The following is a 24,348-nucleotide window of genomic DNA, read 5'->3' on the forward strand; positions in this document are numbered from 1 at the left end:
GCGGGGAACGACGGCGTCCGCGCAGGCGAGCGACGCTCATGAGGTACGCCGCCGCATCGATCGCCGCAGTCGCGGTGGGAGTCTCGGCGGTTGGCAGCGCAAAGGCCGGCCTCCCGGAAAAAGGGGGAGTCGAGGTCCTCGAACTCAAGGTCCGGAACGACCAGTACACAGCTGTCGATCTCGGCCCCGCGGGGCCGAGCCTGGGCGACATGGACGTCTACTCCGGCACTGCCATGAAGGACGGGCAGAGTGTCGGACGCGGGGGCGGAACCTGCCAGGTCGTCCATGTGAAGGGCGACGAACTCACGTCGCAGTGCCTGCTCACAATGGAAGTCGCACACGGGTCTCTGACGATCCAGTCGTTGTGGACCAGAGGGGGCGCGGGTTCCCTGGACATGGCCGTCACCGGCGGTACGGGCGTGTACCGCAACGCGCGGGGCATCGCTCGCTTCTGGGACATCGCGACGCCGAACGAGAGGGTACGGCTCGAAATTCGGCGCTGAGAGCGCGACGTCACGGACGAGCGAGATCGACACACCCTTGGCGGATTGCACCCGAGGCCCGGGACCGCTCCTGCCGCCTTGCTGCCCCGAGCAGGTAAGTGCGGCCGACCGCCGGGTCACCGCATCTCCGCCGTCCGCCACACGGCGGTAGTGCGGTAGTGCCCCAGCCCACCCTCGCCGACCTCCAGCAGCTCATCGCCAACAGCGGCTGAACATCAGCCGGGCGCGAGTTCTCGCAACGCGCCTCAAGCCCGGACACCTCGGCCGAGGCGCCGACGATGATGCGAGAGCCTGTGGGATGGGCTCGCCCCGCAGTAGGGAGAGGTCGCGAGACTGCCTTTCGCCGACGGGCAGGACGTGGCGGTGGAATACCTATCATGCGGAGAATCCCCGGTTAGGCTACTGAACTTGACTTGTGATGTCGGTGGATGGGGCGGGCAGGGGCTCTGATCGGGCAAACGTCGGATCCGAGGTCCCCTCGGAGCCCCGTTGGAGAACTCGCTGGTCCTGTGCCGGGTGGCCTGTCATGGTGATCGCGTGCCAGATGAACTGACGACGCCGCCACCGATGCCGGACACGAAGTGGTCGGCTGGGTCGTTGCGGATCACGAGTCGTACGATCAGCGCGGACGAGATCTCAGAGGCGTTGGGGATCGACCCACACGACAAGTTCGAGCAGGGCAGTCTGGCCATCCCATGCAATCCGGAGAGCTTCCGGCGGGAGTCCAGCGTGTGGATCCGCAGAAGCGCCCTGGGCGGTGACCGCTGGCCTGAAGAGCACGCTGCGGCGCTGATCAGGCTGCTGGAGGGGCGCCACGAGGCACTGGGTCGGCTGGCCGCCGTTTGTGAGGTGGAGTTGATCCTCGGCTTCGGCAGCGAGAACGGTCAGGGCGGGTGCGTTCTGCCCGCTGACCTGTTGAGGGAGGTCGGCCTGCTTGGGATCGACGTGGTGTGGGACCTGTATCTGCCGACGCTCGACGACGTGTCCTCCACGGCGGAATGAACGCCTCTGGTGGCCCGCCCCATGACCATTGTGGCGACGGTCGCGGGCTGCCGCGCGACGGTCCCGGCCGGTCAACCGTCGAGGACAAGGCCAGTGCCGTGGAGGCAGCAGTCGATCACTTGCGGCCGGTACTGCAGCGTCTTGAGCCTGCGCTTGACGGCTCGGGTGAGGTGTCTGAGGTCGGCTGCGGCGAGGTTGCCGAGGTCTCGCTTGACCAGAGACCACACTCCTTCCGGCGGGTTCAGGCCGGGTGCGTAAGTGGGTAGCTGGAACACCGTGAGTCAGTCGGCGTTCGCGGCGATGAACTCACGCAGCGGTGCGGTCAGGTGGATGCGGACGTTGTCCCAGACCCGGCACGAAGATCAGGAACGGTGACGAGATCCCGACCGATCTTCTTGATCGGTCGGGATCTTCATCGATTCCGGAGTCCTTCGGTGCCTGTGCGGGGAAGTCCGGCCGTAGCAGGCGTACGGGTCAGGAGCCCGCCGCCACGGCCGTCAGCCAGGCGTTCCAGTCGCTCTCGTAGTCCAGCGAGGTGAGGAAGGAACGCGCGGCGGTCCAGTTTCCGGTGCGGTAGTGGCCGAGCACGGTGGCGACGTCGGCCGGGTGTCTTTCGACCATGTAGCGGGCGGCGAGGTAGCCCCAGTTGTAGGTGCGGTTGACGTCGCTGTTGGCGTAGGTGGTGTCGAACAGCGTGCGCAGGGAGTACGTGTGCTTGCCGGCCTCGGCCAGCGCCTTGGAGTAGGTGACGCCGCGGTAGGAGTAGGAGATGTACTCCGCTATGCCCTCGCCCCACCACACGGTGGGGGTGGTCTGGCTGGCGTTGAAGTCGCCGTACAGGTCGAAGCGGCCGTCGAGGTAGTGGGTGTACTCGTGGTTGAGGTTCCAGATCTGCCAGCCGGGGCTGACGTCGGTGCGCTCATAGCAGATGAACCGCGGCTGGTTGCCCGTACGGGAGGGGTCTCCCTCCAGGTACATGCCGCCGTTGTTGGTGTCGATGCCGTAGATCCTCCCCGCGTAGGCCTTGTAGTCGGCGCTCGAGTTGAAGACATCGACCTCCAGGGTGGTGTTGTAGTCGTTTGCGACCGGCCCGGAGTCCTTGACCACGTTGTGGAAGTAGGCGTCCTGGTTGGCCAGGCTCGCGCAGGTCGCCGTCAGCTGGTCGGCGGTCATCTCCTGGGCGCGGATCCGCAGCGACGGGCTGCAGTTGTGGACGATCGGCAGGATGCGCGACTCCAGCTTGCCGCCGCCGGCGGTCGCGCCGAGAGTGCCTTTGGCGTTGCCGTGGGCCGGGCGCTGGCCCGGGTCCGCGAAGACGTGGTCCGGCTTCGGGTCGGCTTGGGGGGCCTGGGATGCCTGGGCGGGAGAGGCCGCGACGGCGGCTATGAGCAGGGCGGTGGCGACGGCCATGGCGCGCAAGATTCACTCCTGGGGATGGGAGTAGGGGTCCCGTCCGCGACGGGCTGCGCTGTAAAATGGCACATGTCACATGGCTGTACAAGGTTTTTGACAGGGACACATCGATTCGTTCGTCGCTCCGGGGCAGCGAATGCGCGTGACGGCCGGCGACGTTCCGCTGTGGGGGAGGGGAGCGGCAGTGGCCGGCAGCCGAAGCCCCAGGGAACCTCGTGCGGGCACTCCTCACCCGCGATCACCCTCGGTTACTATGCTCACTTCATGCCGGAAGCTGGCAGCAAGGGGCGCGGCACCATCGACGGTCTGCTTGGGGAGCGGGGAGACCGGCTCGCCGGCCGAAACTCCCCAGATTCTCCCCAGCGCCGTTGACCGGTGATTCCTGCCTCTTTGCCCCGGAGAAGTCGTCCGTGGATTGTAAGGCTGAAGAGATGGGTGGCCTGGGAAAGTGTTGGAAGAGGTCGTAGCGACCCGCTATGTCACGCCTTTGCGTGAGGGCGGCTCGCTTCCCGGGATCGTCGAGGCCGACGACCTCGGCACGTACGTCATGAAGTTCACCGGCGCCGGCCAGGGACGCAAGACCCTGGTCGCCGAGGTCATCTGCGGGCAGCTCGCCCGCAGGCTGGGGCTGCGGGTGCCCGAGCTCGTCACCATCCAGCTCGACCCTGTCATCGGACTCTCCGAGCCCGACCAGGAGGTGCAGGAGCTGCTCAAGGCGAGCGGCGGCCTCAACCTGGGCATGGACTTCCTGCCCGGCTCGCTGGGCTTCGACCCGCTGGCGTACGAGGTGGACCCGGCCGAGGCGGGCAAGGTCGTCTGGTTCGACGCGGTGATCAACAACGTCGACCGGTCCTGGCGGAACCCGAACATGCTCGTCTGGCACGGCGACCTGTGGCTCATCGACCACGGCGCCACCATGATCTGGCACCACAACTGGCCCGGCGCCCAGGCCTCCGCCGCCAAGCCGTACGACGCCTCCGACCACGTGCTCGCCCGCTACGCGCCGGACATCACCGCCGCGGCCGCCGAACTGGCTCCGCTCGTCACCCGTGAACTGCTCGACGAGATCGCCGCCGAGGTGCCCGACGAGTGGCTCGTCGACGAGCCCGGCTTCGACAGCACGGACGAGGTGCGCGCCGCCTACGTGGGGGCGCTGCTGCCGCGCGCCGCCACCGTCCACGAGCGGATCACGCTCGGACCGCGGACCGAGAGCCGGCCGCAGCAGCCACCGGGCTGGCTCGCCGAGCGCCTCGCTCCCCGGACGTACTCCACCGAGAAGGACAGCACCCCGTGACCGACCGTGATGTCTTCGAGTACGCGCTGCTGCGCGTGGTGCCGCGGGTCGAGCGCGGCGAGTGCTTCAACGCGGGCGTGGTCGTCTACTGCCGCGCCCGGTCCTACGTGGCCGCCCGTACGCACCTGGACGAGGCGAAGCTGTCGGTCCTGGACCCTGCGGCCGACGTGACCGGGGTACGGGCCGCCCTGCGCGCGGTCGAGGGGGTCTGCCTGGGGGGCGAGGCCGCCGGTCAGGCCGCGGGAGACGACGCCGGACGGCGCTTCCGCTGGCTGATCGCGCCGCGCTCCACGGTCGTGCAGCCGGGGCCGGTCCACACGGGCCTCACCGCCGACCCGGAGGCCGAGGTGGAGCGGCTGCTCGACCTCCTCGTGCGCTGAGCGCCCCGCCCCGCCCGCCCGGCTGACCGCGCCCGCCCCCGCCGGGCGCATCGCCCCCGCCCGCCCGGCTGAGCGCGCCCGCCCGCCCGGCTGAGCGCTCCCGCCCGCCCGGCTGAGCGTCCCCGTGTCGCGCGGCCGGGCGGGCTGCCGTTCCGCGTGCGGCGACGGGGAGTGACCGGGTGCACCCGGTGGGCCGTTGACACCGGGTGCCAGGGCTTCTAGCGTCTCGTTCTGCGGACGATACTAAGCGGTCGCTCATGTGCGGGACGCAGGAGCGGGTGACCGGTTCGACCGCGACCAGGGACGATCCAAGGGCGAGGAGAACCAAGCATGTCCACCACCGAGCAGCGCGTAGCCGTCGTCACGGGTGCCGCACGGGGTATCGGGGCCGCCACGGCGCTCCGCCTCGCGGCCGAGGGCCGCGCCGTCGCCGTACTCGACCTCGACGAGGCGGCCTGCAAGGACACCGTCGAGAAGATCACCGCCGCGGGCGGCACCGCCCTCGCGGTCGGCTGCGACGTCTCCGACAGCGCCCAGGTGGAGGCCGCCGTCGCGCGCGTCGCCGCCGAGCTCGGCGCGCCGACGATCCTCGTCAACAACGCGGGTGTGCTCCGCGACAACCTGCTGTTCAAGATGTCCGAGTCCGACTGGGACCTCGTGATGAACGTGCACCTCAAGGGCGCCTTCCTGATGGCGAAGGCCTGCCAGAAGCACATGGTGGACGCGGGCTTCGGCCGGATCGTCTCGCTCTCCTCCTCCTCGGCCCTGGGCAACCGCGGCCAGGCCAACTACTCGGCCGTGAAGGCCGGCCTCCAGGGCCTCACCAAGACCCTCGCCAAGGAGCTCGGCAAGTTCGGCATCACCGCCAACGCCGTCGCCCCGGGCTTCATCGTCACCGAGATGACCGCGCAGACCGCCGAGCGCGTCGGCATGGGCTTCGAGGACTTCCAGGCCGCCGCCGCGTCCATGATCCCGGTGCAGCGGGTCGGCCGCCCCGAGGACGTCGCCAACGCGATCGCGTTCTTCGCCGGCGACGACGCCGGCTTCGTCTCGGGCCAGGTCATGTACGTGGCCGGCGGCCCGCTCAACTGACGACCGGCATCGAGAGGAGCACGGCAGACATGACCGCACAGGAACGGCCGGAATTGTCCGGCAAGGTCGCTCTCGTCACCGGCGCGAGCCGGGGCATCGGCTACGGCATCGCCGAGGCGCTCGTCGCCCGCGGCGACCGGGTCGTCATCACCGGACGGGGCGAGGAGGCCCTCAAGGAGGCCGTCGAGCGCCTCGGTGCCGACCGGGCCATCGGCGTCCCCGGCAAGGCCCACGACGAGGCCCACCAGGCCGCGGCCGTGGAGGCGGCGATGGACGGCTTCGGCCGGGTGGACTTCCTGATCAACAACGCCGGTACGAACCCGGTCTTCGGCCCCATCGCCGATCTGGACCTCGGGGTGGCCCGCAAGGTCTTCGAGACCAATGTGGTCTCCGCGCTCGGCTTCGCCCAGCGGACCTGGCACGCCTGGCAGAAGGAGCACGGCGGGGCGATCGTGAACATCGCCTCGGTCGCCGGCGTCTCCGCCTCGCCTTTCATCGGCGCGTACGGAATCAGCAAGGCCGCGATGATCAATCTGACCATTCAGCTGGCCCATGAATTCGCCCCGCTCGTGCGGGTCAACGCGATTGCCCCGGCGGTCGTGAAGACGAAATTCGCGCAGGCGCTGTACGAGGGACGGGAGGCGGAGGCCGCCGCCGCCTACCCGCTCGGCCGGCTCGGCGAGCCCGAGGACATCGGCGGCGCGGCCGCCTTCCTCACCTCGCCCCAGTCGGAGTGGATCACTGGTCAGACCCTCGTCGTCGACGGCGGGATTTTCCTGAACGCCGGAGTCGGGTGACCGATAACCGGACATTTCCCGGATTTCATGTCCGGATTGACCCCGGTTGTATGTCGAATGCCTCAAGTGCCCCGTCAGGCTCGAAGATTGACCTGGCGGGGTGCTGCGGTATCGTCGGCCGACCCGTGGCTGAACGAGGAGCGTGCACGTGTTCAACCGGACCAGTCTGCAGGCGGCTGCAGCCCTTGTGTCCATATCCCTGGTAACCGGATGCAGTGTCTTCTCTGACAGTGATTCGGCCGGGGAACAGAGAATCGTCGTCGGTACGACGAGCTCTCCCACCACGCTTGACCCGGCTGCTGCCTGGGACAATTCCTGGGAGCTCTTCCGGAATGTCTTCCAGACCCTGGTGAGTTTCCCGACCGGCAGCACGACCCCGGATTCCGACGCCGCGGACTGCAGGTTCTCGGACGACTCCAGCCGGGTCTTCGAGTGCAAGCTCGTGGAGGGCCTCACGTTCTCCAACGGGCACAAGCTGGACGCCAAGGCCGTGCAGTACTCGATCGAGCGCATCCGCACGATCAATCACAAGGGCGGCCCGAACGGCATGCTCGGCTCGCTCGACAAGATCGAGACCGTCGGCGACCGGACCGTCGTCTTCCGGCTCAACAAGCCGGACGCCACCTTCCCGATGGTCCTCGCCACGCCGGCGATGTCCCTCGTGGACCCGGCCGAGTACCCGGCCGACCAGCTGCGCACGGACGGCAAGCTCACCGGCTCGGGGCCGTACGTCCTCGACTCGTACACCGAGCGCGAGTCGGCGGAGCTGACCAAGAACCCCACGTACAAGGGCTTCGCCGACCGCAAGAACGGCGGCGTGACCATCCGCTACTTCGACGAGTCCGAGGCGATGGTCGCCGCGCTCAAGAAGAAGGAGATCGACGCCACCTACCGCGGCCTCACCGCCGAGGAGGTCATCGAACTCCAGGACGACAAGCCCGAGAACCAGGGCCTGCAGATCATCGAGTCGACCGGCGCCGACATCCGCTACCTGGTCTTCAACACCCAGGACCCCACGATCGCCAAGCCCGCGGTCCGCAAGGCCATCGCCCAGGTCGTCGACCGCGACGCACTGGTCAACAAGGTCTACCAGGGCACCGCCGAGCCCCTGTACTCCATGGTGCCCAAGGGAATCGCCGCCCACACCACCAAGTTCTTCGACCGCTACGGCGACCCGGACGCGAAGAAGGCCAAGAAGATCCTCCGCGAGGCCGGCATCACCGAGCCCGTCGAGCTGAACTTCTGGTACACGACGGACCGCTACGGCTCCTCGACGGCCGCCGAGTTCAAGGAGCTCGAGCGCCAGCTGGAGGCCACCGGCCTCTTCAAGGTCACCGTCGAGGGCAAGCCCTGGAAGGACTTCCAGGCGGGCTACCAGAAGGGCGAGTACCCGGTCTTCGGCCGCGGCTGGTTCCCCGACTTCCCGGACCCGGACAACTTCGTGGCGCCGTTCGTCGGCAAGGAGAACGTCCTCGGTACGCCGTACGAGAGCCTCAGGATCACCGGCGAACTGCTTCCGAAGTCCCGCCGCGAGAGCGACCGCGGGACCGTCACGGACGAGTTCGTGGAGGCCCAGGAGATCATGGTCCAGGACGTCCGGCTGCTGCCCCTGTGGCAGGGCAAGCTGTACATCGCGGCCCGTGACGACATCGGCGGCGGCGAGGGCGCACTCGACCCGCAGACCGTCATGCAGCTCTGGGAGCTGAGCCGCCGGGCCAGCTGGTAGGACCGGGGCGGGCCGGGTGCCGGGAGCCTGTGGGGGCCACTGTCAGTGGCCCCCGGTAGGTTCGTGGACGGAGTAACAGGAACGTCCACCGGAGGTTGTTGACCGTGACCGACACCAGCATGCTGCCCGAGTCCTGGCAGGGTGTTCTCGGCGAGGAACTGCGGAAGCCGTACTTCGCCCAGCTCACCGAGTTCGTCGAGGAGGAGCGCGCCAAGGGACCGGTCTTCCCGCCGAAGGACGAGGTGTTCGCCGCCCTCGACGCCACCCCGTACGACAAGGTGAAGGTCCTGATCCTGGGTCAGGACCCCTACCACGGCGAGGGGCAGGGGCACGGCCTCTGCTTCTCGGTCCGGCCCGGGGTGAAGACCCCGCCCTCCCTGCGGAACATCTACAAGGAGATGCAGGCCGAGCTGGGCCACCCCGTCCCGGACAACGGCTATCTGATGCCCTGGGCCGAGCAGGGCGTCCTCCTGCTCAACGCCGTGCTGACCGTCCGCTCCGGCGAGGCGAACTCGCACAAGGGCAAGGGCTGGGAGAAGTTCACCGACGCGGTGATCACCGCCGTCGCCTCGCGCCCCGACCCCGCCGTCTTCGTCCTCTGGGGCAACTACGCCCAGAAGAAGCTGCCCCTCATCGACGAGGAGCGGCACGTGGTGGTCAAGGGCGCCCACCCCTCGCCGCTCTCGGCGAAGAAGTTCTTCGGATCGAAGCCCTTCACCCAGATCGACGCGGCCGTAGCGGCCCAGGGACACGAGCCGATCGACTGGCGCATCCCGGACCTCGGCTGAGCCTCGGCCCGATCCGGCCCCGGTGCGGCTAGCGTCGGCTCTCCCAGTGGGTGAGCGGGTGGAGGTCGCGGTGACCGAGCAGCAGCAGGTGTCGGACGACGGGGTCATGACCAGGATCGGGCAGGCGATGATGCTGCTCCACGGCGGCGACCGCGAGGAGGCACGCAACCGCTTCGGGCTGCTCTGGCAGCAGATCGGCCCGGACGGGGACCCCCTGCACCGGTGCACCCTCGCGCACTACATGGCGGACGCCCAGGACGACCCCGACACCGAGCTGGCCTGGGACCTGCGCGCTCTGAGCGCGGCCGAGGGCCTCGCCGAGGAGCGGCTCGCCGAGCACGGCTCCGCGGTCGCCCTCCGGGCGCTGTACCCCTCGCTCCACCTCAACCTGGCCGCCGACTACGTCAAGCTCCAGCGGCCCGACGCCGCGCGGGTCCATCTGGACCGGGCCCGCGCCGCCTCGGACCACCTCGACGACGACGGCTACGGGAACGGGGTGCGGGCCGCGATCGAACGGCTGGAGCTGCGGCTTCGGGGAGTGTGAGGGCCGGGCGCCTGCGCGGCCCGCTCGCCCCGGGGCCTCAGCGGCCGTACGTGCCGTGGCAGATGCGCGACGGGTCGCTGTCCGGCCCCCAGCCGCCGTACCGCTCGCCCAGGGCGCAGACGTCCGCGCGGGAGACCGGCGAGTTCTTCGGCAGTTCGGTCAGCTCCGGCGGCAGTTCGGGCAGCGGCGGCCGGGTCTCGGGGCGCGGACGCTCACGCTGCCGCGGTACGGACTCGGGGCGCGGCGCCTCCGGGCGGGGCGGGGCCGCCTCCCGTCGACGCGCCTCGGGCGAGGGTGTCGCGCGGGGTGTGGCGGACGGCGGGGGAGCGGGGAGCGCCGCTTCGAGGGCTTCGAGAGCCGGTCCCTCGACGATCTGCGGGGCCACGTCCTGGCCGGGTCGTACGGTCTCCGCGGCGGGCGCGGGGGCGGGCACCGTCGGCGGGGTGTCCACCGAGACGCAGCCCGCGAGGGCGGCCACGGCCACCCCGACCAGGATCTTCGCTGTGGTTCGGGTTCCATGCACCCGCGCCACTCTGCTGTCCCGGCGGTGATCTTCGCGCCCCTACCGGTGGGGAATGCCCCGCACGGGTGAGCCGACGCGGGACCGGCCTTGACTCGGTCGGCGCGTCGGCGAGCCGGTGAGCCGACGGGTAGGCGGGTAGGCGGTCACGCGGTCACGTGGCCGGATACCGAACGGTCCGCGGCGCGTGGGCGCTCAGTCTCCGGTCGCGCCGTCGATCCGCTCCCGGACGAGGTCCGCGTGGCCGTTGTGGCGGGCGTACTCCTCGATCATGTGCAGATAGATCCAGCGCAGGTTGTACGACTTCCCCGAGTGGTGCCCGCCCTCGCCCAGGTCGTCGAGATCGCGCGCGGCGGCCACGGTGCGGGCGTGGGCGATCGTCGCCTGCCAGGTCGCGTGCGCCTCCTCGAAGGTGTCCTCGTCGGTGACGTGGAAGTCCCGGTCGTGGTCCTCCTCGGTCGAGTAGATCCAGCCCGCCTTCTCGCCGGCCAGGACGTTGCGGAACCAGCCGTTCTCGACCTCCGCCATGTGGCGGACGAGGCCCAGCAGGCTGAGCTCCGAGGGAGGGGCGGACGGGGTGCGCAGCTGGGCGTCGTCGAGCCCCTCGCACTTCCTCGCGAGGGTCGCGCGATGGAAGTCGAGCCACTGCTCCAGCGCCTCGCGCTCGCCGGAGGTGGTGGACGGGTCCACGCGGAGGGCGGTTTCTGTACGTTCGGTGGTCATGCGCGGCATCGTCCCCCATGATCACCGGCCGTGCCACTGCTTTCCCCGCACCCCGGGCCGGTGCCGCCGTCGAGCATGCCCCGCAGCAACTCGTCGAAGCCGGTGCGCAGTTCCGCGCGGCTCGGCACGGCCGCGTGGAAGGAGCCGACGGCGCAGGAGAACATCAGCCCCTCGCACCAGGCGATGAGGGAGAGCGCGTGTCGCTCGGGCTCGGGTGAGCCGGCCGCCGCCGTCATCGCGACCAGGGGGCCGCGGAAGACGGAACCGGCGGTGTCGAAGAAGGCGCGGAGCTCGGGGCGCCGGGTGGCCTCCAGGGCCAACTCGTAGCGGGAGACGAGCAGGGCGCGGTGGTCGGTGAGATAGCGGTGGAGGGCGAGGGAGAGGGCGTCCACGAGGGCGTCGGTGTCGATGACCGCGCCGTCGGGGGTCCCTTCTGACGTCCCTTCCGGTGCCCCCGGCCCGGCTGCGCCCGGCAGTTCGTCCGGGGTCAGGACCCGCGACTCCAGCTGTACCTGACGTCGTACGGCCGTCTCCAGGAGCGCCTGGCGGGTGCGGGCGTGGTTCGACGTGGACCCCTGCGGCAGCCCCGCCCGCTCGTCCACCGCCCGATGGGTCAGGCCCCGCATGCCGCGTTCCACGAGGAGGTCGAGGGCGGCGTCGCCGATCCGGTCCGCACGGGAGGCGGGGGAGTCGAGGGAGCCGAGGGAACCAGGGGAGCCAGGGGAGCCAGGGGAGCCAGGGGAGCCGGGAGGGGCAGCGGAGGGCGTCGCTGAGGTCATGAGGACAACCTACAGCCGTCACTTCCCGACTCACTACATCTGTAGTACGGTCGCCACACCGGACGAACTACACCTGTAGTTCGCTGATCCGAGGAGAAGCCATGGAACAGCACCGCGCCGTCGTCGTCGGAGCCGGCATCGGCGGACTCACCGCCGCCGTCGCCCTCCACCGCAACGGCTGGCAGGTCACCGTCCTGGAGCGGGCCCCCGACCTCGCCCCCGTCGGTGCCGGCATCGGCCTCGCCCCCAACGCCCAGCGCGCCCTGGACGTCATCGGCCTCGGCGACCGCGTCCGCGACCTCGCCGCCTGGCAGGGCGACGGCGGCATGCGCGCCCCCGACGGCCGCTGGCTCGCCCGTACGAACGCCAAGGCCGCCGCCGCGCGCTTCGGCGGGCCACTCGTCCTCCTCCACCGGGCGACCCTCGTCGACATCCTCACCTCGGCCCTCCCCGACGGAGCCGTCCGCACCGGAGCGGCCGCCACGCTCGTCGACCCCGGCGACGACCACCGCCCCGCCCGTCTCACCACCCCCGACGGCGAGATCGAGGCCGCCCTCGTCGTCGCCGCCGACGGCATCCGTTCCGCGACGCGGCACACCCTCTTCCCCGGGCACCCCGGGACGCGGTACGCCGGCTGCACCACCTGGCGGCTCGTCGTCCCGGCCCCCGAGCGGCCGTTCGCCCCGCACGAGACCTGGGGCGCCGGACGCCTGTGGGGGACGCAGCCCCTCAAGGACGGCAGGATCTACGCGTACGCGATGGCCGCCGCCCCCGCCGACGGCCGGGCGCCCGACGACGAGAAGGCCGAACTCCTGCGCCTCTTCGGCGACTGGCACCACCCCGTCCCCGAGATCCTCGCCGCCGTGGACCCCGCGCAGGTCCTCCGCCACGACGTCCACCACCTGCCCGACCCGCTGCCGGCCTTCCACCGGGGCCGGGTCGCCCTCCTCGGCGACGCCGCGCACGCGATGATGCCGAGCCTCGGGCAGGGCGGAAACCAGGCGATCGAGGACGCCGTCGTCCTCGCCCACCACATCGGCCCCGCGGCCGACGGCCACCGCACCGGCCCCGAGCCCGCCTTCGTCCCGGGCCGCGACCTCGCCGCGTACACCGCAGACCGGCTTCCCCGTACCACCGCCATCGTCCGCAAGGCCGCCCGCACCGGAGCCGTCACCCTGCTCTCGGCCCGCCCCGCCGTCGCCCTGCGCTCCACGCTCGTCAGCGCGGTCTCCCGGTTCGGTCCGGGGCTCGTCCTGCGCGGTTTCGACGGCATCGCCGACTGGCGGCCGCCGTCGGCCCCGGCCCGGTCCGCGTAAGCTGACCAGCGCGAACGGCCCCCCGTACAGGGCCTGTGGACACGACAAGGGAGAACCCGTGAAGGTTGGCTGCATCGGACTCGGCGACATCGCGCAGAAGGCCTACCTTCCGGTCCTCGCCACCCTTCCCGGGGTCGAACTCCACCTCCAGACCCGCACCCGCGCGACGCTCGACCGGGTCGCCGACACCCTCCACCTGCCCGCCGCACAGCGCCACGGCGACCTCGACTCGCTGCTCTCCGCCGGACTCGACGCCGCGTTCGTCCACGCGCCGACCGACGCGCACGCCGAGATCGCCGGCCGGCTCCTCGACGCGGGCGTCCCCACGTACGTCGACAAGCCCCTCGCCTACGAGTACGCCCAATCCGAGCAGATCGTGGAACTGGCCGAGAAGCGCTCGGTCAGCCTCGCCGTCGGCTTCAACCGGCGCCTCGCCCCCTCGTACGCCCAGTGCGCCGAGCATCCGCGCGAGCTGATCCTCCTCCAGAAGAACCGCGTCGGTCTGCCCGAAGACCCTCGCACCTTCGTCCTCGACGACTTCATCCACGTCGTCGACACCCTGCGGTTCCTCCTGCCCGGCGAGATCGAGCACGTCGACGTGCGGGCCCGTATCCGCGGGGGGCTCATGCACCACGTCGTGCTCCAGCTCTCCGGCGACGGCTTCACCGCCATCGGCATGATGAACCGGATGAACGGCTCCACCGAGGAGATCCTCGAGGTCTCCGGGCAGGACACCAAGCGCCAGGTCATCAACCTCTCCGAGGTCGTCGACCACAAGGGCCAGCCGACCCTGCGGCGGCGCGGCGACTGGGTGCCGGTGCCCCGCCAACGCGGTATCGAGCAGGCCGTACTGGCCTTCCTCGACGCCGTACGCGACGGGCGGGTGCTCAGTGCCCGGGACGCCCTGCTGACCCACGAGCTGTGCGAGCGCGTCGTACGCGAGGCGCTGACCCAGGCCTCCTGAACGCGCCCGCGCCCTCGGCGGCGCACACCAGGGCCACCACGGCGAGCGCCCCGTACAAGGGCCAGTCGCCCCAGCGGACGTAGCCCGTCGTCGTGTCCGAGAGCGGCAGTTCGCGGACGGCGACGGCGCTCACGTCCGTACCGAGCACGGCCCCGATCCCGCGCCCGTCGGGGCCGTACGCCGCGCTGACCCCGGTGAGCGTCGCGTGTGCGACGGGCCGGCCCGTCTCCGCGGCCCGCAGCGCCGCCAGGGACGCGTGCTGGGCCGGCGCCCAGCTCTCCTGGAAGGTGCTGGTCGACGACTGGACGACGAGCAGCCCGGCCCCGTCACGCACGAGGTGCCGGCTCATGTCGGGGAAGGCGGACTCGAAGCAGATGAGCGGGCCGATCAGCGGTCCCCGGGCGCTGCCGCCGGTATTGTCCCCGCTGCCCTCGCCCGTGGCCGGCAGCGTCATCACGACGGGTGCGGTGCCCCGCCGGCGGTCCTCGGCGGCGGCCTTGCCGAACGACGTCACCCAGCCCAGGACGCCGCGCGCGGGGATGTACTCGCCGAACGGCACGAGCCGCATCTTGTCGTAGCGCTCCGCGGTGAGACCTGCCGGGCCGACCAGGACGGCGCTCTTGAAGATGCCCGGTCGGTCGGTCCGGCGCGCGTCCACATTGACCAGGAGCGGTGCGTCGACCGCCCGTGACAGGTCGGTGAGCCGGGCGGCCAGATCGGCACGGCCCGCCGGGTCGGCGCCGACACCGCTCTCACCCCAGACCACCAGATCCACGCGCTGCCCCGCGAGGGAACGGGTCAACTCCTCGGCGCGGTCGAAGCGCCGCTCCACCCCGTCCGCACCGTCGAGCACCCCCGGCTGTACGAGGGCCACCCGCACCGTCCCGCTCACGCGCGGCGCCCCCACCCCCCAGGCGGCGGTACCCGCCACGAGCGCGCAGCCGGTGATCCCCGCGACCCCGACGGCGCGCAGCCCCGGCGCGGCCACCAGCAGGGCCACGGCCGTGTTCGCCGCCACCACGAGCAGGGTCACCAGCCAGACCCCGCCGACCGAGGCGAGCCGCAGCGCCGCCGGCACCTCCCACTGGCTCGTCCCGAGCAGCCCCCAGGGTCCTCCCAGGCCCTCCCAGGAGCGCACCAGCTCGATCAGCAGCCAGCCGGAGGGCACCGCGAGCAGGGCGACGGTGGCCCGCAGCGCCGACGGCGCACCACCGAGCAGGGACCGCACGAGCCAGGCCCACGGCAGCCACAGCAGGCCGAGCAGCGCAGAGAGCGGGAGGAGGAAGACATGCAGGCTGGGCAGCAGCCAGTGATGGACGGCGAGCACGAAGCCGATCCCGCCCAGCCAGCCGTCCAGGGCGGCCCGACGCCCTCCCGGAGCCGTACGGATCAGGAGAAGCCAGGGGACGAGCGCCAGGTACGCCCACCACCAGAGTCCGGGGGCGGGGAAGGCGAGCGCGGGCAGCGCGCCGCAGCCGACGGCGAGCAGGGAACGGCCGAGGGTACGCCGACGGGCGGGGCCCCGGGCGGGTGCAGGCGCGGGGCCAGGGCCCGGTGTCTGATCCGGGTCCTGGCCCTGACCTTGGGCCCGGTCCTGGCCTCGGTCCTTGCCTCGGCCTCGGCCCCGGTCCTGGCTCCGGTCCCGTCGTACGAACGGATTTCGCATGGCATGCCTCCGCCCTTGCCTTCAGTGTCGGGCGTGACCGGGTTCGGCGCGGCTCGGGGAACCGCTCGTGGCCGTCGGCGTGGCCGCCGGCATGGCGGTCAGTTGTGCCGACGCCACCGTTCGTCGACCACGACCGAGGTCAGCCGCCAGCCGTCGACGGTCCGTACCGCCCCGAACGCGTAGCGGCCCCCGCAGACGAAGTCCTCGCCGGAGGTGAAGCGCATCGGGTTGACGTAGTCGGCGCGGATGTCCGCGGTGTCCCCGGTCTCCGGGTATCCGGCCGGCCCGCGGAAGTGGACGCGGCGGTTCACGATGAGGTGCTGCCGTACGGGAAAGAGCGTCAACGTCTCGGCGAGCCAGTCGGCCACCTCGCTCGCGGGCCCCTCGACGCCGCCCGAGCCCCGGTAGTCGGCCCGGCCGTCCGGGGCGAACAGCGCTCGGTAGGCGGTCCAGTCGGCGTCGTCCACGGCCGCCGCGTACCCGGTGATCAGGTCGTCGACGGCGAGTCGGTCCATCACGGTCGCGAGGTCCACGCGCTGCGTCATCGGATCAGTGTCGGGCAGGTCGGGTCAGGGGCCAAGGGGTGTGCGCCGGGAGAGTTCGTGGTCAGCCTCGCCCACGAGGGGGCTTTGCGAACAGGCTGCCCCGTACGACTCTCTGCCGCGATGAGGCTGTGGCCGCGTGGCCGCGTGGCCGCGTGGCCGCGTGGCGGCGTGGCCGAGTGGCCGCGTACAGCTCGGCGCGTGGGGCGCGAGGGCGCACATGGGCGCGTTCCCGTGTGCCGCGCGCGCCGCCCAGGGGAGCGCATATGCCGATGGCTGGTTCGTCCAACGCGCACCCTCAACCGGCGGCGCCTACCGTGGTTACGGTAAGCGACACATCATCACTCCATGGAGTCGAAATGGCCGACCGTGCCGCCGTCTCTTCCTCGTTCTGCGCCGTCGCACCCAGCCCGGACCTACGCCGGCGCATGCTGGACGAACTCGACCGAGTACGCGGTGGTCCGAGCGAACTCACGAACCTGCTCGGCTTCACCAGCACCCCCACACCCCTGGGCTTCGACGACGGAACGATTTTCCCGCCGGAGGAGTTTCCGCCCGGGACCCCCCGCGACACCATCAGCGCGGCGGCGGCCGACCGGGCGCCGCTGCGCGGCACCATCAGGGCGGTCGTCATCCTGGTCGACTTCTCGGACAAACCGATGACGAAGACGGTGGCCGACCTCGACAGGCTGTTCTTCTCGCTCGGCGTGATGCAGCACGGCAGCGTGCGCGAGTACTACCGCGAGGTCACGAACGGCCTGGTGGACCTTGTCGGCGAGGTCCACGGCCCGTACCGCATGCCCGAGACCATGGACTGGTACGCGGCCGGCAACTACGGGATCGGCAGGCCCAGCGGGCCGTTCCGGTCACCGGCGATGGCGAGGTCCGCCGTGGAGGCCGCGGACCCGAGCGTGAACTTCGCGCCGTTCGACAACGACGGCAACGGCTACGTCGACGCCTTCATCGTGGTGCACGCCGGGGCCGCCGCCGACGAGACCGGAAATCCCGCCCACATCTGGTCGCACAAGGCGACGCTGCCCGCCGTGCACTCGACCGACGGCACCAGGGTCTACGGCTATCTGACCATCTCCGAGGACGCGAGGATCGGCGTCTGCGCGCACGAACTCGGACATCTGCTCTTCGGCTTCCCCGACCTCTACGACACGGACGACAGCTCCGAGGGCGTCGGATCGTGGTGCCTGATGGGAGCCGGCTCCTGGGGCGGAGACGGAGACATCCCCACGCACCCGTCCGCCTGGTGCAAGGTCAATCAGGGCTGGGCCACGACCAAGGTCGTCACCACCAGCGGCAACGAGTCCTTCCCGGACGTCAAATCCAGCCACACCGTGCACCGGCTCTGGAAGAACGGTGCGGGCGGCAGCGAGTACTTCCTCCTGGAGAACCGCCAGCGGACCGGGTACGACGCCTCGCTGCCCGGAGACGGGCTGCTGATCTGGCACATCGACGAGAGTCAGCCGAACAACCGGGACGAGAACCACTACAAGGTCGGCCTCGTGCAGGCCGACAACCAGCGCAACCTCGAACTGCACCAGAACCGTGGCGACGAGGGCGATCCGTACCCCGGAAGCAGCGGCAACACCACGTTCACCTCCAACAGCGCACCCGACTCGAAGTCCCACGCGGGCGCCAGTTCCTGTGTCTCCGTCACCCGGATCTCGCCGTCGGCGGCCACCATGACGGCCTCGGTGGCGGTCTCCTGCGGAAAGACCCCGTCCAAGGAGGTGAAGGACTTCAAGGACCGCAAGGAACCGTTCAAGGAGTCGAAGGAACCGTCCAAGGACGTGAAGGACTTCAAGGACCGCAAGGAGGGGGAGGTGAAGACCAAGGAGCCCTTCAAGGAGCACAAGGACCTGAAGGACCGGAGGGAGAACAAGACGCCGCACAAGGAGATCAAGGACGACTGGGACAACCCTCCGGACGTGACGACGCGGCCGACGGGCAGGGAGGGCGACCCCACCGCCGCCGCCATCGCGGACCTGCAGACCCGGCTCGCCACGCTGGAGCAGACCGTGGGCGGGGCAGGCGGCGCGGGCGACTACGCCGAGCCGTTCATCGGTACAGAACTGCGGCCCGACCTGATCGGCGGACCGCAGTACGGACCGGACGCCGACGCACTGCGGGAAGCCGTCGAGAGCGGCGACGCGCAGGCCAAGCGGTCGTACGACAGTCTCCCCCAGCAGTGAGCGGAACCCTCCTGCTCCTGGCCGCACCCGGCGACGGCGGCGCGGCGGCGGTGGCCCGCGCGCTGTCGCCCCGGGGCGGCCACGGAGGCGTCGTGACCCTCACACCCGCCGACCTGGCCCGCGCCCGGTGGAGCCACCGGGTGAACGGCGGGGGAGAGGCGTCCACCCGGATCACCCTGCCCACCGGGCAGGTCCTCGACGACCGGACCATCGGCGCGGTGCTGCACCGCCTGCCGGGCCTGCCGCTCGCCACGGGAGCAGAGAACGGCCCTCGGGCCAAGGATGCCCTGTACACGCACAGCGAGCGGCAGGCCCTGGTCGCCAGCTGGTTGCTGTCCCTCGCGCCCCGGGTGATCGGTCTGATCAACGCGTACGGAACCGCCCACGGGACCGTCTCCCGCACGACGGCCCTCGTCCACGCCGAACGGTGCGGCCTGCCGGTGGCCCGGCGGGGCGGGGCGACGCGCGGCGGCCTGGTGGGCCGGCCCGCACCCGGGGAACGGCACCTGCCGCGCCTCGCGTGGCCGGGCGGCCCCGGATCCCCGGTCCCGGTCGACGTGCTGCCCCAGGCGCCGACGGCGTACCACGACAGTCTGCTCGTCGCCGGGGACCGCGTGATCGGCCCCCGAGCCGGCGAATACGGCGAGAGCTGCGAACGCCTCGCGGACGCGCTCGGCACACGGCACTTCGAGCTCCGGTTCGCGCCCCGCGCGACCGGCGCCGTCGTGACGGACGTATACCTGTGCCCGAGCCTGCACGACCCACTGCACGTCGAGGCCACCGCCTCCCTCATGGTGGCCGTCGCCGAACAGTCCACGAGGAGGCCCGAGTGATCCTGTTCTTCGGCCGTACGGACGACCCGCCCCTCACCCGCGCGATCAGCGCCGCACAGGACGCCGGTCTACGGCACCTGGTGATCGACCAGGCCCGCACCGCCCGGTACGACCTCGTCGTCGGAACGGACGCGCTGGACGGCCGGTTGACCGTCGAGGGGATGCGGGTCCCGCTCGGCGACGTGTCGGCCGTGTACGCCCGGCCGCTGGAGCCGCCCGCCGACGGGGACCCGGCGGCCCGGGCGCGGGCGGCCGCCTTCCAGGAGTGGTTCGTCGGCTGGCTCGACACGACCCCGGCCGTCGTGGTGAGCCGGCCGCGCGCCATGGAGTCCAACTCCTCCAAGCCGTACCAGGCCCAGCTCATCGGACGCTCGGGCTTCGCCGTACCGGAGACCCTGGTCAGCGACGACCCCGACGAGATTCTCGCCTTCCGCGCCCGGCACGGCCGGATCGTCTACAAGTCGGTCAGCGGAATCCGCTCCATCGTCAGGGAGTTCACCACCGCCGACGAGAACCGCCTCGCCCTCGTCCGCGGACTCCCGACGCAGTTCCAGGCCTACGTGCCGGGCCAGGACGTACGCGTCCACGTCGTCGGCGAGGACACCTACGCCGCGGCCGTCGACAGCGACGCGATCGACTACCGCTACGCCGAACAGAGCGGGGAGTCCGCCCGGCTCGCCCCGTACGACCTGCCCCCGGACACGGCGCGGCGCTGCGCGGAGCTCGCGGCCACGCTCGACCTGCCGCTCGCGGGCATCGACCTGCGCCGCACACCCGACGGCGCGTGGGTGTGCTTCGAGGTCAACCCCATGCCGGCGTACAGCTACTACGAGGCGCACACCGGCCTGTCCATCTCGTCGGCGCTCGTCGCGTACCTCGACGGCCGCCGGGCCGCGGCTCCCGTGGGGGTGTGAACACGTGGTCCAGGCCGTCGAGAACCTCACCGCACTCACCCTCCGGCTCGTCGCCCGGACCACCCACCCACGGCTGGACGAGTGGGACCTCGCCACCTGTCAGGTACTCGCCTCACTCCCCGTACCGGGCATGGCCGACCTGATCTCACCCAACCTCATGGGCTCGCGGCTGAGTCTCGGCATCCGGCGCGAGCTCCTCCAGGACGTGGTGCTCGGGGCGACCCTCCACCTCCGGGCCAGACTCGGCTCCTCGGGCGACATCCTGGCGGAACCCCACCCGGCCGCCGGCGACTTCCGGGTCGAGCGGCCCTGACCGGAGGTGCTGGGTGTGGGCCAGGTGCGGCGGCTTCGTCAGCCGCCCGACTCGCCCGCCCGGCAGGCCATGGTCCCCAGCTGGAGCGCACCCCCTGCGGTCGGTGCCAGAGAACGCCGACCGAAAGAGAAGGGCTTCCAGCCGCTGCCCAAGCGGTGGGTGATCGAGCGGACCTTCGGCTGGCTGAGAAAACGGATATCCCGCCCACAACGGCGTGAACGTTGATCAGATGCTCTCCAAGGGCGTGTATCGGAAGTGCTCTAGTGCCGCATCCGGCAACGTTTGCCATCTGGTTCTGAAGCGTCAGGCAGCCGGCCTCTCAATCGGTAGACGTCGTGGCGGGCTCCCCAGACCAGGGTATGGAGGAGCGCGGAGAAGCATCCGAGACGAGCAGCCCTCAGCCGAGACCCGTAAGTCCGCAGGTGGGGGAACCTCGGGAGTCTCGAAAATGCGCGGCCGCGCCCTTTCTTCGCTCCTTCCTTCATTTGGCTGACGGTCGTGGCGCGAGTGCGGGATATACATCCCTTGGTGAGAAGAGCGTTCCGCTTCCGTCGGGCGGGACGAGCCAGGAAAGCCCGGCCACTTTCCGGCCAGGGTCGGGAACCGCCAGCCAGGTCCCGGTCGTCAGGTACCGAGCGGCCCGCTCCAGCCTCGTTGCGGGGCTGCCTGGAGTCATCAGGAGTACGAGTTCCTGACGTCTGCTGTCGCGAATCACTGGGCCGGTCGCGGGGTGCCCGCAGCGGGAGTAGGCGTTCAGCAGGCTGTGCCCCAGCGGCTCCGGGACTGCCAGGGCGTCCCAGAGTCGGCCCGCCGGCAACAGTGCCACACCTCGTTCGCTGAGTCTCCACTCACGCAGACAGGCGATGGGGTCATCACATGCAGAAGCCAGCCACCGAGCCGACCACAAAGAGGGATTCATCTGCTACCTCGTTCCCGGGATCAGCCGACGAAGTGGTCGACTATCCCGTGCCAAGAGCGGCCTGGGCAGGGAGGCGAAGCGTGGCGGATTCAACCGACCGACTCTTGTGATGTGTCAGAGGTTGTCAAACCCTGCTGAGCCAGCGCCTGAGTGCGATATGAGTGGTGTCGTCGAGCGTGCACAGGGCCTCGATGGCGTCGAGGTCGCCCGGCAGGGGCGCGATACCTGACGCGGTGAGAGCGGCGTGCAGCTCCAGCCGGCGGCGGTCGGCCGGCTCCAGACGAAGGGGCAGGCGGCTCGAGGGCGCAGGCGCCGGCAGCGGGTGGTCGCCGAACTCCATGGTGCCGCGGGCCGTCGACGTCTCCTCGTGCCGGTCGTCGATGGACACGGCAGGGAAGCGGTACGGGTCGAGATCCAACAGCGCGGTCGGAGTCGTGGCGAACGCCTGGAACCCAGTCATGAGTGCCTCCTCAGTCGTCGTGCAACTGCCAAGGACGACGGCTCGGGAAGTGAGGACAGTTGCGACACAAGGGGACATCCACCCGGATGTCCCCTACGTCATCTCGTCACAAGAGAAATGACCCGACGGAAGCGGCCGACGATGGACCGGCCACTTCCCCGGCGCGTTCGACGCGGGACCGGATGCCGATCACCCCCATGACGGCGAGGACACCGCCGACCGAGATCCGTCGGCGGATGCTGATTCCGTTCACGCTTCACCTCCCTTCACGCGCCCTCGTGCGCCGTTGCGCGCTGTTGGGACAGGTCGGACAGTGCATGTCTCGGGATGCGAGACAAGTCGTGGGTGGCCGTTCACGGGGGTGGTCGTGGTGCCCAAGGGTGTCGTGCAGTGGTTCGACCCTGACCGCGGTTCGGGGCTGATCCGCCAGGAAGGCGATGAACCTGACATCCCGATCGAACAGTCAGCTGTTCACGCCTGTCGCGCGTGGCCGCTGCACCCTGGCGAGCGGGTCGAGTTCGACATCACCCTGGACAGCTACGGGCGGAGGGCTGACAACATTCATCGCGCCTGGTGGAGCGACTGTGAATAACGGACCCCAGACCACACGGCAGTTGTGGGTAACCCGGACGGCCCCGGGGGCGTTGAACCGACATGGCTACCACGACGATGCGGCTCACCCCCGCCGTCAACGTGCAGCGAAACGCCAGCGAAGCGGTTCCCCGCCGGGCCCCGGAGCCGATCTACGCCGAACTCGCCCAGCAGTGGCAGACGGACGGGCGCCTCATCCCCGGCCAGGACGACGAGGAATGGACGCCCCTCGCCCGCCAATCCCCCTGGCCCACCCGCTGAGCGCAGGGCGCGGGCCCAGCCCCGCGCCGAATGCAAGGGCAGCGTTTCTTGATAGGTCCGGGACTACGCGGTCGGCGCTGGTGGTGGCACGCGCGCGGCCAGGCCCCTGGCCCCGCCGATCTCCTGCTGTGCACCGGGCGCGGGAGGACCGTTCGGCTGTGGGGGCGGTGGGCGAAGGCGGTCGGTGCGCGCTCTGCGGCCGTACTCGTCCTGGCAAAGAGCGAGGCGGGGCCGGTCTGGCCGCACTTCGGCGGACCAGCCCCGGGGGTCCTCGGCGTCTGTGGGCCCCTGCGCCGCTAGTCCATGGGCAGCGTGTTGGCGAACGCCGCGAACGCGGCCTGGGTCCCGGACCCGGCGATGCCGTCGATGGCTCCGGAGTAGAACCCGTTGTTCTTCAGGAACTGCTGAAGGGCCTTGATCGTCCCGGTTCCCACGATGCCGTCGATGGCTCCGGTGTAGCCGTAGTGGCGCAGCATTCGCTGCATGGCCTGCCAGCTGCCGGTGCCGAGCAGGCCGTCGAGGGCTCCCGTGTAGCCCCAGGAGTAGGCGAGCCAGAGCTGGACCCTCTTCGCCTGCGAGGTACTCAGCCCGAGGTTGACCACTTCGGTGGCCGAGGCGGGTCCGGAGACCACGTTCTGGGACCTCTCCGGCGTTGCCGCGAAGGCGGTACCGGAGGTTGCCAGGCTTCCGGCGGTGACACCGGCCAGGGCCGTGGCAGTGGCGAGTGCCTTCACGAGCTTGTTCGACCGCATGTGGTGGCCTTTCCATGAAGGTCCCGTACAGCGCAAGGCCCGCCGTAAGTACGAGAACCGTGTCACCACGCTCGGCGAGTGATCAGGCCCACGCCCCGGGGCCTACCAGACGCCGAGCTACCTGAACTGGGACACAACCGCTTAGCGTTGCTCTTTCGGCGAGAACCACCGGGACCCCGCCCCCATCGACTGTCGCGGCGAGTGCGCGCAGGATCGTCTGGACGCTGCGGCGCAGGGCACGGGTGCAATCGGCGTCAGCCGTGACGCGTGAGAGGGTGGCGCGCTCGAAGACGGCGGCACTTTCGAGTTCGATCCTCACCGCGGCTGGTGCGTGAGCGGTGACAGGTCCAGGGCTCAACCGAGAGCGACGAGCTGGCCTTGGCCGATGTGGTCGGCGCCTGGGTGCGGTGGTCGGGGATGCGTTCTGTGGCCGCGGTGGCCCGGCGCCACGAGTTGGTCGGCAGGGCGACGACCGGAATGAGGAGATCAGCCCGCACGACCCGCGGGAAGCGGTACCTGTCTACGGTCTCCGCGGAAGCGTGGGCCGGCCGGCCCGCCTCTCTACACCCGTTGAGCTCCGGCGCCGACGGTCGGGGGCTGCTCGGTGGCGCAGTAGCGGCACTTGCTCGCCGCCGCGGGCAGATCCTCGGAGAGGCAGGCCGGACAGGTCTTGACCGGACCGGGTTCCCCGAAGGCGGTGACGCCGTGGCGGGCCTGGTAGTGCTTGTACGGCACCACGACACAGAAGTAGATGACCGCCATGAAGATGATGAAGTAGATCAGGGCCGAGATGAACTGGCCCAGGTCGAGGTAGGTCGCTTCGTTCCCCTCCTCGCCGAGCTGCCACCCGAGCCCGACGGACTTGCCGCCCTGAAGCCGGGCGACGACCGGGTTGATCACATAGTCGGTGAACGCTTTGATCAGCGTCGAGAAGGCCAGCGCGATGACCAGTCCGACGGCGATGGTGATGATGTCACCGCGCATGAGGAAGTTCTTGAAGCCTTTGAGCACGATCCGCTCCCTTTCTTGACGCCCCGGCGCATGGCGCACCG

25 protein-coding genes and 1 pseudogene are annotated in these 24,348 nt (G+C 70.6%); 17 read left to right on the forward strand and 9 right to left on the reverse strand.

Translation table 11 applies throughout. The features are described from left to right. Nucleotides 1-38 precede the first annotated feature (38 nt). A complete protein-coding gene (locus N5875_RS32705) occupies nucleotides 39-503 on the forward strand; it encodes a hypothetical protein (protein WP_338497819.1) in 465 nt (154 codons plus the stop codon). Between the two features lie 537 nt (nucleotides 504-1,040). Further along, nucleotides 1,041-1,505 (forward strand): DUF4279 domain-containing protein, encoded by a 465-nt coding sequence (locus N5875_RS32710; RefSeq protein WP_318206648.1) that lies wholly within the window; start codon nucleotides 1,041-1,043, stop codon nucleotides 1,503-1,505. A 477-nt stretch (nucleotides 1,506-1,982) separates the two neighbouring features. On the opposite strand, the pseudogene N5875_RS32715 reads toward N5875_RS32710, so the two are convergent. Continuing rightward, a pseudogene (locus N5875_RS32715) lies at nucleotides 1,983-2,747 on the reverse strand (collagenase); the annotation flags it as partial. A gap of 619 nt (nucleotides 2,748-3,366) precedes the next feature. On the opposite strand from N5875_RS32715, the gene N5875_RS32720 reads away from it, so the two are divergent. From N5875_RS32720 to N5875_RS32750, 7 genes are all read left to right on the forward strand, one after another. Beyond that, nucleotides 3,367-4,212, forward strand: coding sequence for a HipA family kinase (locus N5875_RS32720; protein WP_338497821.1), 846 nt, complete (start codon nucleotides 3,367-3,369; stop codon nucleotides 4,210-4,212). Then, complete coding sequence (locus N5875_RS32725) at nucleotides 4,209-4,592, forward strand: DUF3037 domain-containing protein (protein WP_318206646.1); 384 nt, start codon at nucleotides 4,209-4,211, stop codon at nucleotides 4,590-4,592. The genes N5875_RS32720 and N5875_RS32725 overlap by 4 nt, the downstream gene beginning before the upstream one ends. A gap of 330 nt (nucleotides 4,593-4,922) precedes the next feature. Next, the gene (gene fabG, locus N5875_RS32730; protein WP_030316526.1) at nucleotides 4,923-5,684 is read left to right on the forward strand and encodes a 3-oxoacyl-ACP reductase FabG; all 762 of its coding nucleotides are present in this window, start codon (nucleotides 4,923-4,925) and stop codon (nucleotides 5,682-5,684) included. 29 nt (nucleotides 5,685-5,713) lie between these two features. Next, on the forward strand, nucleotides 5,714-6,481 hold the full coding sequence (locus tag N5875_RS32735) for an SDR family oxidoreductase (protein ID WP_318206645.1): 768 nt from the start codon (nucleotides 5,714-5,716) through the stop codon (nucleotides 6,479-6,481). A 148-nt stretch (nucleotides 6,482-6,629) separates the two neighbouring features. Further along, nucleotides 6,630-8,207, forward strand: a complete 1,578-nt coding sequence (locus N5875_RS32740) for an ABC transporter substrate-binding protein (protein ID WP_318206644.1) — start codon at nucleotides 6,630-6,632, stop codon at nucleotides 8,205-8,207. Nucleotides 8,208-8,311: 104 nt separating this feature from the next. After that, nucleotides 8,312-8,995 carry a uracil-DNA glycosylase gene (ung, locus tag N5875_RS32745; protein WP_318206643.1) on the forward strand — a complete coding sequence of 228 codons (684 nt, stop codon included), beginning with the start codon at nucleotides 8,312-8,314 and terminating at the stop codon, nucleotides 8,993-8,995. A gap of 70 nt (nucleotides 8,996-9,065) precedes the next feature. Further along, entirely contained in the window at nucleotides 9,066-9,539 is a 474-nt protein-coding gene (locus N5875_RS32750; RefSeq protein WP_318206642.1) for a hypothetical protein, read from the forward strand. Nucleotides 9,540-9,576: 37 nt separating this feature from the next. Here N5875_RS32750 and N5875_RS32755 read toward each other — a convergent pair whose 3' ends face one another. The 3 genes from N5875_RS32755 to N5875_RS32765 form a co-directional block, all read right to left on the reverse strand. Then, complete coding sequence (locus N5875_RS32755; protein WP_318206641.1) at nucleotides 9,577-10,062, reverse strand: hypothetical protein; 486 nt, start codon at nucleotides 10,060-10,062, stop codon at nucleotides 9,577-9,579. A 192-nt stretch (nucleotides 10,063-10,254) separates the two neighbouring features. Beyond that, nucleotides 10,255-10,782 carry a DinB family protein gene (locus N5875_RS32760; protein WP_318206640.1) on the reverse strand — a complete coding sequence of 176 codons (528 nt, stop codon included), beginning with the start codon at nucleotides 10,780-10,782 and terminating at the stop codon, nucleotides 10,255-10,257. Then, the gene (locus N5875_RS32765; protein WP_338497828.1) at nucleotides 10,779-11,561 is read right to left on the reverse strand and encodes a TetR/AcrR family transcriptional regulator; all 783 of its coding nucleotides are present in this window, start codon (nucleotides 11,559-11,561) and stop codon (nucleotides 10,779-10,781) included. Before N5875_RS32765 ends, N5875_RS32760 begins: the two co-directional genes overlap by 4 nt. Before the next feature lie 101 nt (nucleotides 11,562-11,662). Here N5875_RS32765 and N5875_RS32770 point away from each other — a divergent pair, with 101 nt between their 5' ends. Further along, nucleotides 11,663-12,877 (forward strand): FAD-dependent oxidoreductase, encoded by a 1,215-nt coding sequence (locus N5875_RS32770; protein ID WP_318206638.1) that lies wholly within the window; start codon nucleotides 11,663-11,665, stop codon nucleotides 12,875-12,877. Between the two features lie 58 nt (nucleotides 12,878-12,935). Next, nucleotides 12,936-13,841: a Gfo/Idh/MocA family oxidoreductase gene (locus tag N5875_RS32775; RefSeq protein WP_318206637.1), complete on the forward strand. Its 906-nt coding sequence runs from the start codon at nucleotides 12,936-12,938 to the stop codon at nucleotides 13,839-13,841. Here N5875_RS32775 and lnt read toward each other — a convergent pair. Continuing rightward, nucleotides 13,765-15,507, reverse strand: coding sequence for an apolipoprotein N-acyltransferase (lnt, locus tag N5875_RS32780; RefSeq protein WP_338497830.1), 1,743 nt, complete (start codon nucleotides 15,505-15,507; stop codon nucleotides 13,765-13,767). The genes N5875_RS32775 and lnt overlap by 77 nt on opposite strands. A gap of 98 nt (nucleotides 15,508-15,605) precedes the next feature. After that, nucleotides 15,606-16,052: a nuclear transport factor 2 family protein gene (locus N5875_RS32785; protein ID WP_318206635.1), complete on the reverse strand. Its 447-nt coding sequence runs from the start codon at nucleotides 16,050-16,052 to the stop codon at nucleotides 15,606-15,608. A 356-nt stretch (nucleotides 16,053-16,408) separates the two neighbouring features. Here N5875_RS32785 and N5875_RS32790 point away from each other — a divergent pair, with 356 nt between their 5' ends. Genes N5875_RS32790 through N5875_RS32805 form a run of 4 tightly spaced genes read left to right on the forward strand, consistent with a single transcriptional unit; the run spans nucleotide 16,409 to nucleotide 20,313 of the window. After that, entirely contained in the window at nucleotides 16,409-18,253 is a 1,845-nt protein-coding gene (locus N5875_RS32790) for a M6 family metalloprotease domain-containing protein (RefSeq protein ID WP_318206634.1), read from the forward strand. Beyond that, on the forward strand, nucleotides 18,250-19,086 hold the full coding sequence (locus N5875_RS32795) for a hypothetical protein (protein ID WP_338497831.1): 837 nt from the start codon (nucleotides 18,250-18,252) through the stop codon (nucleotides 19,084-19,086). Before N5875_RS32790 ends, N5875_RS32795 begins: the two co-directional genes overlap by 4 nt. Beyond that, the gene (locus N5875_RS32800) at nucleotides 19,083-20,000 is read left to right on the forward strand and encodes an alpha-L-glutamate ligase (protein ID WP_338497832.1); all 918 of its coding nucleotides are present in this window, start codon (nucleotides 19,083-19,085) and stop codon (nucleotides 19,998-20,000) included. The genes N5875_RS32795 and N5875_RS32800 overlap by 4 nt, the downstream gene beginning before the upstream one ends. Before the next feature lie 4 nt (nucleotides 20,001-20,004). Next, nucleotides 20,005-20,313 carry a hypothetical protein gene (locus N5875_RS32805; RefSeq protein WP_338497833.1) on the forward strand — a complete coding sequence of 103 codons (309 nt, stop codon included), beginning with the start codon at nucleotides 20,005-20,007 and terminating at the stop codon, nucleotides 20,311-20,313. Between the two features lie 1,043 nt (nucleotides 20,314-21,356). Here N5875_RS32805 and N5875_RS32810 read toward each other — a convergent pair. Further along, nucleotides 21,357-21,692 carry a hypothetical protein gene (locus N5875_RS32810; RefSeq protein ID WP_318206630.1) on the reverse strand — a complete coding sequence of 112 codons (336 nt, stop codon included), beginning with the start codon at nucleotides 21,690-21,692 and terminating at the stop codon, nucleotides 21,357-21,359. 385 nt (nucleotides 21,693-22,077) lie between these two features. On the opposite strand from N5875_RS32810, the gene N5875_RS32815 reads away from it, so the two are divergent. Both N5875_RS32815 and N5875_RS32820 read left to right on the forward strand, forming a co-directional pair. Next, nucleotides 22,078-22,284 carry a cold shock domain-containing protein gene (locus N5875_RS32815; protein ID WP_318206629.1) on the forward strand — a complete coding sequence of 69 codons (207 nt, stop codon included), beginning with the start codon at nucleotides 22,078-22,080 and terminating at the stop codon, nucleotides 22,282-22,284. A 62-nt stretch (nucleotides 22,285-22,346) separates the two neighbouring features. Then, on the forward strand, nucleotides 22,347-22,544 hold the full coding sequence (locus tag N5875_RS32820) for a hypothetical protein (RefSeq protein ID WP_318206628.1): 198 nt from the start codon (nucleotides 22,347-22,349) through the stop codon (nucleotides 22,542-22,544). A gap of 296 nt (nucleotides 22,545-22,840) precedes the next feature. Here N5875_RS32820 and N5875_RS32825 read toward each other — a convergent pair whose 3' ends face one another. Both N5875_RS32825 and N5875_RS32830 read right to left on the reverse strand, forming a co-directional pair. Beyond that, nucleotides 22,841-23,296, reverse strand: coding sequence for a peptidoglycan-binding domain-containing protein (locus N5875_RS32825; protein WP_318206627.1), 456 nt, complete (start codon nucleotides 23,294-23,296; stop codon nucleotides 22,841-22,843). A gap of 561 nt (nucleotides 23,297-23,857) precedes the next feature. Beyond that, nucleotides 23,858-24,307 (reverse strand): MscL family protein, encoded by a 450-nt coding sequence (locus N5875_RS32830; protein ID WP_318206626.1) that lies wholly within the window; start codon nucleotides 24,305-24,307, stop codon nucleotides 23,858-23,860. Nucleotides 24,308-24,348 lie beyond the last annotated feature (41 nt).

It is taken from the genome of Streptomyces sp. SJL17-4, from assembly GCF_036826855.1.
GTDB lineage: Bacteria > Actinomycetota > Actinomycetes > Streptomycetales > Streptomycetaceae > Streptomyces.

Bases quoted from the DNA above. Each gene is read 5' to 3' on its own strand.
- N5875_RS32735 (WP_318206645.1), top strand. From the start codon at position 5,714: ATGACCGCACAGGAACGGCCGGAATTGTCCGGCAAGGTCGCTCTCGTC.
- lnt (WP_338497830.1), bottom strand. From the start codon at position 15,507: ATGCGAAATCCGTTCGTACGACGGGACCGGAGCCAGGACCGGGGCCGA.
- N5875_RS32820 (WP_318206628.1), top strand. From the start codon at position 22,347: ATGGCTACCACGACGATGCGGCTCACCCCCGCCGTCAACGTGCAGCGA.
- N5875_RS32810 (WP_318206630.1), bottom strand. From the start codon at position 21,692: ATGACTGGGTTCCAGGCGTTCGCCACGACTCCGACCGCGCTGTTGGAT.
- N5875_RS32770 (WP_318206638.1), top strand. From the start codon at position 11,663: ATGGAACAGCACCGCGCCGTCGTCGTCGGAGCCGGCATCGGCGGACTC.
- fabG (WP_030316526.1), top strand. From the start codon at position 4,923: ATGTCCACCACCGAGCAGCGCGTAGCCGTCGTCACGGGTGCCGCACGG.
- N5875_RS32785 (WP_318206635.1), bottom strand. From the start codon at position 16,052: ATGACGCAGCGCGTGGACCTCGCGACCGTGATGGACCGACTCGCCGTC.
- N5875_RS32760 (WP_318206640.1), bottom strand. From the start codon at position 10,782: ATGACCACCGAACGTACAGAAACCGCCCTCCGCGTGGACCCGTCCACC.
- N5875_RS32765 (WP_338497828.1), bottom strand. From the start codon at position 11,561: ATGACCTCAGCGACGCCCTCCGCTGCCCCTCCCGGCTCCCCTGGCTCC.
- N5875_RS32825 (WP_318206627.1), bottom strand. From the start codon at position 23,296: ATGCGGTCGAACAAGCTCGTGAAGGCACTCGCCACTGCCACGGCCCTG.
- N5875_RS32790 (WP_318206634.1), top strand. From the start codon at position 16,409: ATGGCCGACCGTGCCGCCGTCTCTTCCTCGTTCTGCGCCGTCGCACCC.
- N5875_RS32705 (WP_338497819.1), top strand. From the start codon at position 39: ATGAGGTACGCCGCCGCATCGATCGCCGCAGTCGCGGTGGGAGTCTCG.